Genomic DNA, 14,560 nt, shown 5'->3' with positions numbered 1-14,560 from the left:
CTTGCCAGCGAAGGCGCCCGCAAGGTCAACGCACGGTTCAATGGCCTCTTCGCCGGCAAGCCGGCTCCTACAACCTCTCCCTGCCCTGTAGGAGCTGGCTTGCCAGCGAAGGTGCCCGCAAGGTCAACGCACGGTTCAATGGCCTCTTCGCCGGCAAGCCGGCTCCTACAACCTCCACCTGCCCTGCAGGAGCTGGCTTGCCAGCGAAGGCGCCCGCAAGGTCAACGCACGGTTCAATGGCCTCTTCGCCGGCAAGCCGGCTCCTACAACCTCCACCTGCCCTGTAGGAGCTGGCTTGCCAGCGAAAACGCCCGCAAGGTCAACGCCCGGTTCAATGGCGGGGTATCAGGGCGCCGGGATGCTGGATGACCTGGCTCGCCAGGCGGTGCCCGGCCTCTGCCGCTTGCACCGGGCTGCCGCCCAGCAGGCGCCGGGCCAGATAGGCTGCGCTGAACGAATCCCCGGCCGCCGTGGTGTCCACTACCTGCTCCACCCGCTGGGCCGGCACCTCGAAAGCACCGCCCGCCATGCGAATCAGGCAGGGCTCGGCGCCCCGCTTGAGCACCACTTCCGGAATGCCCTGATACGCCGCGAACACCGCTTCGGCATCCGCATAGGCAAACAGCGCTTGCTCATCCTCCAGGGTCAGCAATGCCAGATCCACCTGGGGCAATACTTCGCGGTACGCCGCCCGGGCCTGTTCGACCGACGCCCACAGGCGCGGCCGGTAGTTGTTGTCGAAGACTATCAGCGCCTGGCGCTGGCGCGCCTCGGCCAGGGTCTGCAACAACTTCCCGCGCCCCACCTCCCCCAGCACCGCCAGGGTGATGCCGCTGAAATACAGCACATCGTAATGCTTCAGCGCTTCGAGGATCGGCCCGGCCGCCGCCGTGGTAAAGCAGTCGCGCACTGCCGCCTCGTTGCGCCAGTAGAGAAAGCGCCGCTCGCCCCGGGCGTCAGTCTGGATGCAATACAGCCCAGGCAGGCGCCCCGGCAAGCGCTGCACCCGCTCCAGGCCGATGCCCTCCGCCGCCCACCCCTGGCACATGGCATCGCTGAAGCTGTCATCGCCCAGGGCAGTGACGTAATCCACCCGCCCGGCCTCGCCCAATTCCCGCGCGAGGTACACCGCGGCGTTCAGGGTGTCGCCGCCAAAGCTCTGTTGCAGGCTGCCGTCATGATGCTGCTGCAGCTCGATCATGCATTCGCCGATGGCCGCGATGCGTTTCTTCCTGTCCATGTTCCTGACCTCCCCTCAAAGCACATTCCACCGGGTAGGAGCTGGCTTGCCAGCGATGGCGCCCGCACGGCCTGCGCACCATCCAGAGGCCTCTTCGCCGGCGAGCCGGCTCCTACAAAACCTGCATACCTCCTGCCCCGTAGGAGCTGGCTTGCCAGCGAAGGCGTCCGCACGGCCTGCGCACCATCCAGAGGCCTCTTCGCCGGCGAGCCGGCTCCTGCAGACCCTGCATATCCCCGGCTCCGGCGATCAGAAACAGGTTTCCAGGTTCTCGATCACCTGCAGGCGCTCATCCACCAGCAACCCGGTGCGCCATTTGTCGAAGGTCAGGCAGGGGTGCGAAGTACCGAAGGAAATGATGTCGCCAATGCGCAGCTCCACTCCCGGCGCCACCGTGAGAAACGCATGCTGGTCCATCACCGCAGTGACCTTGCACGCCCCCACGTCATCCCCGGCACTGGCCTGGGCCCCGGCGCGATAACGCCGCAGCGGTACCGGCAAGCCGGCGTCATAGGCCACATCGCGCTTGCCCAGGGCCACCACGGCAAAGCCCGGCTCCGGCAGCGATTGCACATGGGCCCAGACCTCCATGGCCGGGCGCAGGCCCTCCTCCAGGTCGGCGCGGCGATCCAGCACGCAGCACTGCGCCTCTTTATAGATGCCATGGTCATGAGCCACGTAACTGCCCGGACGCAGCACACTGAGGAAGCGGCCCTTGGCGTTGTGGGTCTCGAAGGATTCGGCAATCAGGTCATACCAGGCTGACCCCGAGGCGGTGATAATCGGCCGCTCGATGGCGAACAGCCCGTCGTTGTGCAGGTCCACCGCCAGGCGCACCAGGGAGTCGGCAAACTGGCGGATGCCGCTGATGGCCTGATCGCCATGAATCACCCCTTCATAACCTTCGATACCGCACAGCGCCAGGGCCGGCTGCGCCTGGATCGCCTTGGCCAGGGCCAGCACCTCCTGCTCGGTGCGGCAACCGCAACGCCCGCCGACCACGCCGTACTCGATCATCACCTTGAGCGTGACCCCACGCTGGGCGAAAAACGCCCCCAGGTCGGCGACGCTGTCCGGGTGATCGACCATGCAATAGAAATCGAAATCCGGGTCCGCCAGCAGCTCGGCGATCAGCGCCATGTTCGGCGCCCCCACCAACTGGTTGGCCATCAACACCCGGCGCACGCCATGGGCATAGGCAGCGCGAGTCTGTACCGCAGTGGCCAGGGTGATGCCCCAGGCGCCGGCGTCCAACTGCCGCTGAAACAGCGCGGGCATCATGCTGGTCTTGCCGTGGGGCGCCAGCTCGGCACCGCTGTCACTGACGAACTTCTGCATCCAGCGGATGTTGTGTTCCAGGGCCTCGCGGTGCAGCACCAGGGCCGGCAGGCTGACGTCTTGCAACAGGCTCGCGCCCTGGGCAGCGGCGCCCTTTTCCACCAGTGGCAGGTTCAATACGGAAGACATCTTGGCACTCCTTATCAAGGCAGCTGCGCACAGCCGCGAAACAGTCATCAATCGTTGATACGCCGGGCCAGACGGTTGGCGCTGTCGATCAGCACCCGGCGATATTGCTGGTAATTGCGCTGGGCATCGGCCCTGGGCGCGACGATGCAGAGCGTGCAGATGCACACCCCGTGCTCATCGCGCACCGGTGCGGCAAAACAATGGGTAAAGGTGTCGGCCACGCTGTCGAAGGAAAAGAACCCATCCTCGGTGGCCTGGCGGATTTGCTTGAGAAACGTCTCCAAGGGCAGACGCTCACCGCCGGGCAGAACGAAGTCCCGTTCATCGATCAGGTCGACAATCTGCCCATCGCTCAAATGCCCCAATAGCAACCGCCCGGAAGCGGTCCAGGGAATCGGCGCGTTCTCGCCGATGTTCGAGGAAATGCGGAAGTGCCGCTCGCCCTCCTTCATCAGCGCCACCGTGTATTTGCGCCCGTTGAGCAGGCACATCTGCGCGGTTTCCTGGGTCTGGCGGACGATTTCCTGCAAGGCCTGATCGGCCTCGCGGCTCAGGTCGAAATGACGCAAATGGGCCTGGCCGAGAAAGTACAACTGGCGGCCCAGGTACACATGCCCCTCCTGGCCCACCGGTTCCAGTACCCGCCGTTCCAGCAGGGAAGCCACCAACTCATAGACCGTGGACTTGGGGCCGCCAATGCCCTTGGCGATATCGTTGGGCCGCAACGGCTGGCCGACCTCCTTGAGGAAATCGAGAATATCGAACGCCCGATCCAGGCCCTTGGCCCGACGCTTGATGTTGTCTTCGCTCATCTACCTGCGCCCCCTCTATCGACCCGTAGGAGCCGGCTTGCCGGCGAAGAGGCCCTCAAGCCTTGTGCCGCCCTGACGGACGCCTTCGCTGGCAAGCCAGCTCCTACAGGCCAGCTCCTACAGACCGTGGCCATCAGGCCTTCTTCTTGTAGGCCACACAATCGATCTCGACCTTGCAATCCACCATCATGCTGGCCTGCACACAGGCCCGGGCCGGCGCGTGTTCGGGCTTGAAGTACTCACCGAACACCTTGTTGAAACTCCAGAAATCCCGCGGGTCTTCCAGCCACACGCCAACCCGCACCACATCCTCCAGGCCATACCCGGCCTCTTCGAGAATGGCCACCAGATTGCGCAGCGTCTGATGCGTCTGCTCGACGATCCCACCGTGAATGATCTCGCCATCCAGCGCCGGCACCTGGCCGGACACATGCAGCCAGCCATCGGCCTCGACCGCGCGAGCGAAAGGACGCGGCTGGCCACCGCCTGCGGTGCTACCGGTGCCGTAACGGGTGATGCTCATGAGAGGTTCTCCTGGTTGAAAGGTGAAGAACAATCTTCAAGAAACGCTGTTCCTGGAGATGCGCTGGCGCACAAAAGGCAATCCAGCCATGTAATTCCGCTATAACGGATTTAATACTGCAATAACGGAACACTGTGAAGGAGTTTGCCATGCTTAATCAGGGATTGAAAAGCACTGGAAGGAATCAGGGAAACTAAAGCGAGAAAGTCGTGTGAAATGATGAGTGTTACACGGGTATAGAACGCAAGTGCCGCTGGGGACGGGAGGGAGCCATCTAAATGAATGCCAAGACCCAGATCGATACGAGCAAAGAGCCTCTCAATCTCCCTCGCTGCATCCATTTTTCGACACTGCAGTAAAGCTAAAAACACTCAATCACATTGCTCAAGTTTTACGCACTCCAGCTGAAAACCTGACGGAGATTGTAAGTTTCGAGAAAAATACGAAAGGACAATTATCCGTGCCGGTAGACAGCAAGGAGAACCGCCACTACCGAGCTGATAGCTAACCTCAAACAACGAAGCCAAGGACCATACAATGGCGCTTGCATCAGCAGAACGCATGATCGACTACCTGAGCCAGAGACTACGCCAACATGCGTATGCCGTAATCGACGAATGCAAACAGGGTTTCACCGACGAAGCGAAAAAGGCCGAGACTCTTTTCATGCACCTGCTCAATGAAGCAGGGTCGCATGCAGGCTTCAGTTTCAGAAACATGAATGTATGGCCCAACACTCCCCGATTGAGTGAAAAGCCCGTCGACGAGCAAAATGGAATCAACTATCCTGCCATCGACCTGGCTGATGAAAGAAACGGTGTCTGTGTGCAGATAACCTTCCAGGGAGAAAACCCCCAACAGAAGATCAATCACACCATTAACAATTTCATCAAGCATCAATTAAAAGAGCAGTACACCAGGGTATGGATCATTTATGCCGCCCATGATCGCGCACCAAAAGTCAAAGCAAATAGTTATGACAAGAACCTTATTTCGATTTTCGGACTCCAAGATATTGTGGACTGGGTCAAGTATCAGAGCGACTGCACTAAGAGTGATGGCCCTCTCACTCGCGCCCATGATTGTGTGAAGTATTGGCTGGACGGAACACACCCTCCCAGATTCGGTACAATAAATACCGACGAACACCACGAAAAAGCCATCGCCTATCAACAGGGACTGAGTAAACTTCCATACGACCCACTTGCTAATCTTCCGCGCACTGATTACTGCCAGTACATCGAAGTCAGAGATTTCAGATCGTTATGCGCTTTTAATTCACTACGTCAACAAGCGTCAATGAAACCGGGAAGCAATTTTAAAAAATGGTCACAGCTTCCAGACTTTCGTCATCTTGAGCAGGATATCGACGAGCTAGTTGCGGAACTTGTAGATAACTTTAACAACCATTTCCCCAAGGGTTTCGACTCAGTGGGGCGCTGGAGCGAGCCGCAAAGCTGGGATGGTTTTCCGTCATTTCATCGTATCTTCAAAGACGGCCTGGAATTAAACGATTCAGAACTTGAATACTGCAGAAGCATTCGCAACAAACTGCTGCAGCTTATGAAGCTTATCAACGACCACAAACAGCGATTGGTCAGCTTTGGTAAAACACCTTATTGATCACATGTTATTCAGGCTCTATTTCCTCTAGTACAGGCTGCCGATCCTAGGCCAGCCTGTACTTCTCAGGATATCGATTTCTATCTTGTCTCTACTGCCCAAGAGAGATTTCGATCAAGCCTTGAACGTCAGGATCGGCGAAAACCGCGCAATCACCGATACCGTGCCCTCTTCCACCTGGGACTGGATCACCTGGCCAATTTCCTTGTAGGCCCCCGGTGCTTCTTCGATCATCCGCTCTTCCTTGGTGGTGATGCACTCCACGCCCTGCAGGCCGAGGAAGGCCTTGTCCTTCTTGGCCTTGAACACCACCTCGCTGCGCGACATGGAGCGTCCGGCGCCGTGGCTGGCCGAGCGCAGCCAGCGTTCGTTGCCCAGCCCGGTGAGCAGGTAGGAGTCATGCCCCATGCTCCCCGGAATCAGCAGCGGCTGCCCGGCATAGGCCGGTGTGGCGCCTTTGCGGTGGACATTGCCGCCTTCCTCGCGCAGCACGATGTTGTGCGGTACATCGACAATCAGCGGCGCTTCGATGCCCGCGCCGAACACCTGCCGAGTGCGCTGGCGCACCATTTCGGCGATCAGTGCGCGGTTGGCGTCGGCGTAGTGCGCGGCGCTGTGCATGGCCAGCAGGTACTCATCGGCCATCTCGCCAAACAGGGCGAATATCTTCGAATCGGGATGCTTGATCCCGGCCGGCCACAGGGCCTTGGCCTTGTCCATCCAGCGTCGGCCTACATAGAAGCCCACGTCGCGAGAGCCGGTGTGGATCATCATCACCACCTGCCCCACGGACAGGCCCTGGGCGAAACAGGCCTGGCGATCCACCAGTTCGGTGACCACCTGGATCTCGACAAAGTGATTACCACCGCCCAGGGAACCCAGGCCCGGGTCGCGAAGGATCTTGCGCGAAAGGTCCTGCAGGGCCTCCGGTGCATAGTCGGCGCTGCCGCGGGCAAAGGACGACTCATGCAGGCCCGAAAGCTCACGCTGCAACTGGGCGAAATCCGCCCCGGCAAACAGCCCGATCGGGTCCTGTTGCTGTACCTGAGCCCAGAAATCCCCCAGCCCCGAAGCAAACAGCGCGCTCATGGCCGTGGGGCTGGTGGGAATATTGCGCGTGCCTTCCAGCAGATCGCCACGCACCAGGGCGGTCCACTTGGCCTTTTGCGCCATGAACTGCTCGTAGTTCAGCCCCAGCTTGTGCAGGCGCATGCCGCAATTGATGTCGGTGCCGATGGCTTGCGGCACCACCATGTCGTGGCTGGTGACGATCACGCTGCCCACCGGAATCGGGCTGCCGGTATGGAAATCCGGCGTGGCGCAGGCGCACTTCACTTCGCCGCCATGGGGGTGGGCGACCTTGGCGAAATCCATCAGTTGCAGGATGGCTTTCTCTTCGATGGCAAAACTGTCGGGCAGCAGCAGATCCACCTTGAGGCCGGCGTCATTGGTGGACGAGATAGAGAGGGAATTGGAATTCAGGCGTTCGATGGCCACCCCGGAACGGGCGAGCTTGTGCTGAATTCTTTTCAGAGGAGTCTTGGTCATTTTTCAACTGCTTTTCTTGGACGCAACAAAACAACCACCCTTTTGGTGGCTGGAATTGTCTGGTCAGCAGCGAAACTTAGACGGCGCGGATAATGGGGGAATGACGCTGTGGATGTAAATAGCCGGGGAGAAATTATTTAAGGAGGCGCCTGGCGAGACGCCTTCGCCAGCAAGCTGGCTCCTACAGAGCTGCGCGGGGTTAGAAGTTGAAGCGCACGCCCTTGATCTGCACCTTCTGCACCTGGCAGTTGGCGGCCTGTTCGGCATGTGCGCCTTGCGCCAGCTACCGTCTTCGCGAGCAAGCTCGCGCCTGCAACGGCGGCAGGCGGGCCAGGGTCTGCTGCCAGAGGAAGCGGCCCTGGGCATAGCTCCGGGTCTTGAGCCGTAGTAACTGCTAAAGCCCCGGCGTATGCCGAGACCCTGAACGATGAAACCGCTCAACGATAACTCATCGTCAAGGTCGCCATCCCACGGACCGTTCCTGGGGTGACTCGCGAAGCGGTCTGGACATAACGCGCGGTCAGGGGAATGTCGTAGCTCGAGACCCCAGCGGAGATATTCCCCGCCCACCATTGATTGACAGAGCCCGAACCGTAGCCGAGAACAGTCGCTCCCTTGAGGATCTGCACCCCCACTCCCGAGGCAGTCGACCCGGCGCTCAGCGACAAGGTGCTGCCCTGGTTAGCCCCGTTGTTCACATCTATGAACGAGACATAAGCCCCGATCGAAGCCCCGGCATCCCCTCCCGAACATGACAGGTTGATTTTGAAGGGCACCGCTTTGGAGGTACTCCCCACACCGGAAAAGGTCATGTTCGATGTTCGCCCCAGGGGCACTGAAATCTGCGACCTGGACACACTGCAGGTCGGCACCCTGAGCTGCACCGTCACTGCGCTTTTACCGCTGGTGTAGACCGTCCAGCCTTTGGAGTTGCAGATACCAACGCAGTTGAACGCAACGTTCACCAACCCGTTACCAGCCAAGGTCCCACTCTGGATGTCGCCGATCTTTATGATTTCCAGCCACATGGATTGCTTGTAGACATCACCCTTGACCCATCTGAGTTTTACGGATGACTTTCCGCTCCCCACCAGATACTGGCTGGACCCGGACTGATTTTCACGCCATCTCCATTTGGCGTTCCACCTGAATCCGACTCCAGGCACGTTGCTCGAGTAGACGTTGTAGTAACCGGGGGCCAGCGTAGCGCCTTGAAGCTTGTAGACCATGGGCTCGGAACTGAATATTTGCGGCCATGGATCCCTCATCATCGAGTCCACCTCTGCGGTGGTCGCAATGACGTCGCCATTCATGGTTCCTGCACTGATGTAAATGCTGGCAGGCAACTGAATGATCGATGACTCGGGAGAGAACTCCCCGCCGGCATACGCCGGCCCCTCACCCCATAGCGACAACACCAGGACAAGAGCCGAGAGCAGAAGGTTGCGCTTCATGAAAGTACGGTGCCTGTTCAAATGTCCACGACGTTTGGCGCTCTTTCCACTGAGGACGAGGCGACCCAAACTTCGACTTTAAGCCCCCCCCATCACGGCACCTATCAGCCCGAACACAGAACGTTGTCGATAAATCCTCAGGAGCCAAGGACTTATCCTACAAAGCGCTGTTGCATGGGTCAGCCACACGCCAACGACAGCAGCCCTCCCCCTTGCCCAGCAACGAGATGTTCCATTGAGTCGCTGAAATCGGGCTATTCTGCGCGCCCTCCAATACTCATTCGCCTCAGCAAGGACAGCTGCCCATGACCCGCGCCATTACCCTTGTCTGCGACAATTTCGCCGACTGGGAAACCGCCCTGATCAACGCCACCGGCCGTGGCTACTATGGCTTCGACTGCCGTTACGCTTCCCCCAAGGGCGCCATCGTGACCTCCATGGGCGGCCTGCGGGTGACCCCGGACCTGGCGTTGGAAGATATTCGTCTGGATGAGGTGGACCTCTTGATGGTCTGCGGCGGGACGGTCTGGCAAAGCCCCCAGGCGCCGGATATCCGCGAACTGCTACGCGCGGCCAAGGAACGCAAGGTGGTCCTCGCCGGCATCTGCGACGGCACCCGCGAACTGGCCCGGGCCGGGGTGCTGGACCAGCTCAAGCACACCTCCAATTCGGCGGACAACCTGCTGGCGGTGGGTTATGCCGGCGCCGCGCACTACCAGGATGTGCCCCACGCGGTAGCGGACCAGCGCGTGATCACCGCCCCGGGCAGCGCTCCAGTGAGTTTCATGGCACAGATTCTCGGCGCCCTGGGCATCAGCGACGACAACCTGACCTTTTACCTGGGCCTGCATGCCGCCGAGCACCGCCAGCAAGCCTGACCCTCCCTTGCAGGAGCCGGCTTGCCGGCGAAAGCGATCTCCCGGCCGCCTTGGCTGGCAAGCCAGCGCCTACGCAAGGTGATAGCTGGGCTGCAGTGCGGGCGTGGGCCGTGGATTATTTCACCAGCCGAAAATCCCGGTGGCCCAACCAGGCCGCAAAGTCCGCAGCGCTGAAAATGCTCTCGCCCCCATGCTCGATGATCGCCAGCCCCGCCAGAAATTCGCTGTCCCGGGTGTAGGCACGGATGCTGGCGCCGAAGGCCAGCACGCCATCCAGGTGACGGGCCAAGGCCAGCGCCGCCTGCCCTAGGCGCTGGTGATCCGCCTGGTCTTTATCCATGGCCGCCAGGCTCAGAATGTCTTCAGGGAGCCATCCCAGTTGCCCGGCCAGCCCGGCATATTCCGCCAGTTCCCCTGGATATTCGGCCCCCATCCCAAACAGCATGGGGCTGCCGTCAATGAAGAACGAGCTCGTACCGGCCCAGGGTTGATCCGCAATTGCGGCCAGACAGGCCCGCACCCGGTTTTCGAGCAAGCCATCGATCTGGCGCGGTAAAAGCACCCTGACAGTCGGCCCGGCCATTGATTCACCTCCTCCAGCGCGCCGCATCCGCATCAGGGATAACAGGCGAGCCCTTGTTCGCTGCATCAGCAGGCCTCAATGCTCAAGCCCGCTGCCGGTCAGTGCATTCACCGGACCGGGAGCATAAAAGCCCGTGGTGCAATAGCCAAGCTCAGCGTCTGGAACCATTGACCCCCAACACCTCTTCCAACCGCTTCGCCTCGCCCTCCGTCAACAAGGGCGCAGGCGGTTGGACAAGGCGCTGGCTGGACAGGGCGGGCACCGGGGCCGTTGGTTGGGCCGCCTTCGCAGTACGGGTGCGGCTCGCGCTGCTTTGCGGGTACAGCGCTTCATCCAGGCATTTGTCGCGCATGCCCTGGCTGGACAGGCCGTGGCAACCGGTGCCGTTGGACAGGGCGCGGGCGCCGCAGGTGGCCTTGCTGTCGGGGTCCTTGAGGTCGATGCAGCCCAGGGAACCAAAACCATGGCCCAGTACCGAGGCGGGGTCTTCGGCGCAAGCTGCGCCGGCACACAGGAACAGGGAGGTCAGCACAAGTGCATTTCGCATAGGGGCGCGTCCATGGCTAGCGTAGGTCCCCCGACGCCTTTCCGGCCGCCGGGCAGATCTGTCGAGGGAAAAAGCCGTTGTAGCAGATGAACATGACCGTTTCCCTTCCCCATAACCACCGCGGTTGCGTGACTAGCGGAAACGCCCCGCCAGGAAGGGTTGCAGGGTCACGCTCGGGGTCAGCCCGCTGGCCTGTTCCGCCACCAGTTGCCCACTGATGGCGGCCAGGGTCAGGCCAACGTGACCGTGGCCGAAGTTGTAGTGCACCTGGGGCAGCAGCCGCGACTGGCCGAGCACCGGCTTGCTGTCCGGCAGCGAGGGACGAAAGCCCATCCACCGGGAAACCGGTTCGTGGTGCAGGGTGAGGAAGCGTCGCGCCGCCCGGGCCAGGTAGTGATAGCGGCGCGGGTCCGGCGCGGCGTCGAGGCCGCCGAACTCCACCGTGCCCGCCACCCGCAGCCCTTGGGCCATGGGCGTCAGGTAGAAACCGCCGGAGCCCCAGCACACCGGGCGGCTGAGCAAGCCGCCAGCCTGATCGAACAGCACGTGATAACCGCGCTCGGTGTCCAGGGGAATCTCGTCCCCCAGGCTCTGCGCCAGGCGGCGGGACCAGGCGCCGCTGCACAACACCAGGCGTTCGGCGGGCAGTTGCTCGCCACTGCCGAGGCGGGCAAGCACCCGCTCGCCGTCCTGGGCGCTGCGCTCGAGCCCCTGCAACTCATCGCGGCGAAACACTCCGCCGCGCTCGATGAAGCACCGCAGCAAGCGCTGGCTCAATGCGAAGGGATCGAGGGTGCAGCTGACCTGGGGCAGTTCCAGCGCCAGGGCCGCACGGGCGTTGAGGGCCGGCTCCATGACCCGTAGCTCCGGCCCTTCCACCAGGCGCATGGGCACCTCGAACCCCTGGTGATAGGCCAGCATGTCGATAGCGCTCTGCCGCTCGTGGGCCTCGAAGATGTACAGCGAGCCGTCATGGCGCACCAGGTCGTTGGCCCCGGCATCGTCGAACAACGCCTGCCAGGCGCCCATGCAGGGCTTGAGCAGGCTGTGCAGATCATGACTGATGGCCTTGACCCGCGGCTCGCTGGAGCTTTGCAAAAAGCGCCATAGCCAGGGGGCGATCCGTGGCAGGTAACCCGGGCGGATCGCCAGCGGGCTGTCGCGCCGCAACAGCATGCCCGGGGCCTGGCGCCAGATGCCGGGGGTTGCCACTGGCTCCACGGCATAGGTGGCGAAGGTACAGGCATTGCCGAAGGAAGTGCCGCTGCCCGGCGGCTGGCGGTCCAGCAGGGTCACCCGCCAGCCCAGGCGCTGCAGCCACAGGGCGCTGGCCAGGCCCACCACCCCGGCCCCCACCACCACGGCGTGGCCGCGTTGTTGCTGACTTGCAATCATGCCGTGCTCCTCATGTGCCGCTGACGACCCGGGTCCACAGGCGAGTGCTCAGGCGCATGCCGGCCGGAGTCATGGTCTTGATCGGGAACAGCGTATCGAGCACCGACTGCGGCGGGTAGGCCGCCGGGTTGCTGCGCAACTGCGGTTCGATGTAGGGCAAGGACGCCGCATTGCCGTTGGCGTACTGCACGAAGTTGCTGATGTTGGCGATCACCTTGGGGTCCAGCAGGTAGTTCAGGTAGGCATAGGCGTTGTCCAGGTGCGGGGCGTTCCTGGGAATCACCACCATGTCCATGGCCACGGTGGAGCCTTCCCTGGGAATGCTGTAGCCGAGGTTCACGCCGTTTTTTGCCTGCTGCGCGGTGGCCATGGCTTGCAGCACGTCGCCGCTGAAACCCACGGCCACGCAGATGTTGCCGTTGGCCAGGTCGCTGACGTACTTGGCCTGGTGGAAGTAGAGGATCGAGGGGCGGATCGCCTGCAGCGCCGCTTCGGCCTTTTTCAGGTCCGCCGGCTGTTCGCTGTGGGGGTCCAGGCCCAGGGCATTGAGGGTGATGGGCACCATCTGCGTCGGGTTGTCGAGAAAGGCCACGCCGCACTGCTTGAGCTTCTGGATGTTCTCCGGCTTGAACAGCAGCTGCCAGGACTGGGTGACATCGGTGTCGCCGAAGATCGCCTTGATCTTGTCGACGTTGTAGCCGATGCCCACGGTCACCCACATATAGGGAATGCCGTACCTATTGCCCGGGTCGCTGGTTTCCAGCAGCTTCATCAGCTTGGGATCGAGGTTGTTCCAGTTGGGCAGCTTGCTGCGATCCAGCGGCTGGATCGCCCCGGCCTGGATCAGCCGCGGCAGAAAGTGGTTGGACGGGCTGGCCAGGTCATAGCCGCTGCCGCCGGTCATCAGCTTGGCCTCGGTGGTCTCGTTGCTGTCGATCACGTCGTAGGTAGTCTGGATCCCGGTGCGCTGGGTGAACTGGGCCAGGGTGTCCGGAGCGATATAGCCGCTCCAGTTGGCGATGCTCACGGTCTCGGCCGCCTGGACGCTTGCGGCGCACAAGGCCAGGGATAAAAGTGCCGTAGTGGTGCGATTGATCATGTTGCCGCCCTCTGTGCTCTTATTATTGCGGCGTTTCATTCGCCGCGACGGTTAACGTTCGTGTCGCGCGCGCTGCACTTCCCAGCCCATGCGCAAGCTTGCTCCAATGTCGAAAAACGGTCGGGGTGGCAGGTAGCCGGGCCGGGCCTGGGACAGCACGTCCCGCAGCAGCGAGGAGTCGCAGCCGGCGGCCATTTCCACCAGCAGCCTGCCCCACAGGGTGCCCCGCGCCACCCCCGAGCCGTTGCAGCCGGCCACCGCGTGCAGGCCTTCGGCGACCCGGCTGAAGTACGGCTCGCCGGAACGGGTGCCGCTCAGGTGCCCGGTCCAGGTGTATTGCAGGTCGGTATCGGTAATGCCGGGAAAGCGCTTTTGCAGGCCCCGCAGGTGTTCCTGGCGGCGCACCGCCAACTGCGCCGGGCCGAGATCGCGCTGGCGATACTCGACGGTGTTGCGCATCAGCAGGCGGCGCCCGGGCAACAGGCGCACCGTGGCCGCCCCGGGCAAGGTGGAGAGCACGCCCCAGCCCTGCTCATCCAGCAGCCGCTGCCAGTGATCTTCCTGCAGGGGCCGGGTGATGCTGGCGCTCAGTTCCAGGGGGAAGGTGCGGCTGTGCCGGACTCCGAGCCGGGGCAGAAAGGCACCGACACAGGCCAGCACCTGGGGCGCCTGGATCTCGCCCTCCCCGGTCACCGCCCGCCAGCCCCGGCCCGGCAGAGGCTGCAGGTCCTGCACCGGGCTGTTCTCGAACACCTCCACCCGCTCCGGCAGGCGCTCCAGCAGGCCCTTGACGTATTTGGCCGGCTGCAGCAGCGCGTTGCCACCGGCGCAGTGGATGGCCCGCTGGTAGAAGCCGCTGCCCAGGCGCTGCTGCAAGGCCGCGCCTTCCAGGTACTGGGCCTGGGCGCCCGCGGCATTCAGGGTAGCGACTCGGGCGCCGCTGTCCTGCAAGTGCTGCCCCTGGTGCACGGCGAAGTGATAGCCGCCAGCGTCGAACTCGCACTCGATGCCCAACTCGTCAATGCGCCGGCGCACCTCTTCACCGGCAGCGATGCCGATGCCGCAGGCAAGCTGATAGGCCGAGTGGCCGGGCCGGCCCAGCAACTCATCGGCGCCGGGCAATTCATGGCTGACCACAAACCCCGAGTTGCGCGCCGAAGCCCCCTGGGCCGCCCGCTGGCGATCCAGCAGGACGATGCGTTGCTGGGGCAACATCCGCGCCAGGGCATGGGCCGCCGAGAGGCCGGTGATGCCACCGCCAATGATCAGCCAATCGGCTTTCTGTAGGCCCTTGAGGGTTGGCCGCTGGGAAGTCTGCCCTGCCAGGGCGATCCAGCCACATACATTGTTCAAAGCCTGTCACTCCTGCACAATCCATGCGCCCGGAGCAT

At 62.4% G+C, this 14,560-nt stretch carries 13 protein-coding genes; 2 read left to right on the top strand and 11 right to left on the bottom strand.

The genetic code is table 11. From position 1 onward, the window contains the following. Positions 1–331 precede the first annotated feature (331 nt). From ACUXVH_RS26780 to ACUXVH_RS26765, 4 genes are all read right to left on the bottom strand, one after another. Positions 332–1,240: a sugar kinase gene (locus ACUXVH_RS26780; protein ID WP_065364304.1), complete on the bottom strand. Its 909-nt coding sequence runs from the start codon at positions 1,238–1,240 to the stop codon at positions 332–334. A 249-nt stretch (positions 1,241–1,489) separates the two neighbouring features. Next, positions 1,490–2,707, bottom strand: a complete 1,218-nt coding sequence (locus ACUXVH_RS26775) for an amino acid deaminase (RefSeq protein WP_015636023.1) — start codon at positions 2,705–2,707, stop codon at positions 1,490–1,492. A gap of 47 nt (positions 2,708–2,754) precedes the next feature. Next, positions 2,755–3,519, bottom strand: coding sequence for an IclR family transcriptional regulator (locus ACUXVH_RS26770; RefSeq protein WP_065364305.1), 765 nt, complete (start codon positions 3,517–3,519; stop codon positions 2,755–2,757). 133 nt (positions 3,520–3,652) lie between these two features. Next, complete coding sequence (locus tag ACUXVH_RS26765; RefSeq protein ID WP_011061860.1) at positions 3,653–4,042, bottom strand: RidA family protein; 390 nt, start codon at positions 4,040–4,042, stop codon at positions 3,653–3,655. A gap of 537 nt (positions 4,043–4,579) precedes the next feature. Between ACUXVH_RS26765 and ACUXVH_RS26760 the strand changes: the two genes are divergently transcribed. Beyond that, positions 4,580–5,665 (top strand): SMEK domain-containing protein, encoded by a 1,086-nt coding sequence (locus tag ACUXVH_RS26760; protein WP_065364306.1) that lies wholly within the window; start codon positions 4,580–4,582, stop codon positions 5,663–5,665. Positions 5,666–5,779: 114 nt separating this feature from the next. On the opposite strand, the gene ACUXVH_RS26755 is transcribed toward ACUXVH_RS26760, so the two are convergent. Together ACUXVH_RS26755 and ACUXVH_RS26750 are read right to left on the bottom strand one after the other, a co-directional pair. Beyond that, entirely contained in the window at positions 5,780–7,213 is a 1,434-nt protein-coding gene (locus ACUXVH_RS26755; RefSeq protein WP_019095389.1) for an RtcB family protein, read from the bottom strand. A 437-nt stretch (positions 7,214–7,650) separates the two neighbouring features. Further along, a complete protein-coding gene (locus ACUXVH_RS26750; protein WP_065364307.1) occupies positions 7,651–8,667 on the bottom strand; it encodes a fimbrial protein in 1,017 nt (338 codons plus the stop codon). A gap of 305 nt (positions 8,668–8,972) precedes the next feature. On the opposite strand from ACUXVH_RS26750, the gene ACUXVH_RS26745 reads away from it, so the two are divergent. Next, positions 8,973–9,545 carry a type 1 glutamine amidotransferase family protein gene (locus tag ACUXVH_RS26745; protein WP_065364308.1) on the top strand — a complete coding sequence of 191 codons (573 nt, stop codon included), beginning with the start codon at positions 8,973–8,975 and terminating at the stop codon, positions 9,543–9,545. 115 nt (positions 9,546–9,660) lie between these two features. Here the strand turns inward: ACUXVH_RS26745 and ACUXVH_RS26740 are convergent, their stop codons facing one another. The 5 genes from ACUXVH_RS26740 to ACUXVH_RS26720 all read right to left on the bottom strand — a co-directional run bounded on the left by ACUXVH_RS26740 (position 9,661) and on the right by ACUXVH_RS26720 (position 14,522). Then, complete coding sequence (locus ACUXVH_RS26740) at positions 9,661–10,128, bottom strand: DUF6368 family protein (protein WP_065364309.1); 468 nt, start codon at positions 10,126–10,128, stop codon at positions 9,661–9,663. A 151-nt stretch (positions 10,129–10,279) separates the two neighbouring features. Continuing rightward, positions 10,280–10,675, bottom strand: a complete 396-nt coding sequence (locus ACUXVH_RS26735) for a hypothetical protein (protein WP_065364310.1) — start codon at positions 10,673–10,675, stop codon at positions 10,280–10,282. A 132-nt stretch (positions 10,676–10,807) separates the two neighbouring features. Then, positions 10,808–12,070: an NAD(P)/FAD-dependent oxidoreductase gene (locus tag ACUXVH_RS26730; protein ID WP_065364311.1), complete on the bottom strand. Its 1,263-nt coding sequence runs from the start codon at positions 12,068–12,070 to the stop codon at positions 10,808–10,810. Positions 12,071–12,080: 10 nt separating this feature from the next. Beyond that, positions 12,081–13,169 carry a polyamine ABC transporter substrate-binding protein gene (locus ACUXVH_RS26725; RefSeq protein ID WP_065364312.1) on the bottom strand — a complete coding sequence of 363 codons (1,089 nt, stop codon included), beginning with the start codon at positions 13,167–13,169 and terminating at the stop codon, positions 12,081–12,083. Between the two features lie 51 nt (positions 13,170–13,220). Continuing rightward, positions 13,221–14,522: an NAD(P)/FAD-dependent oxidoreductase gene (locus ACUXVH_RS26720; protein ID WP_015636032.1), complete on the bottom strand. Its 1,302-nt coding sequence runs from the start codon at positions 14,520–14,522 to the stop codon at positions 13,221–13,223. Positions 14,523–14,560: the final 38 nt, after the last annotated feature.

This window comes from Pseudomonas sp. 8(2025) (assembly GCF_052665325.1).
Note: the sequence above shows the minus strand (reverse complement) of the source record. Positions and strands in the feature narration are given on the sequence as shown.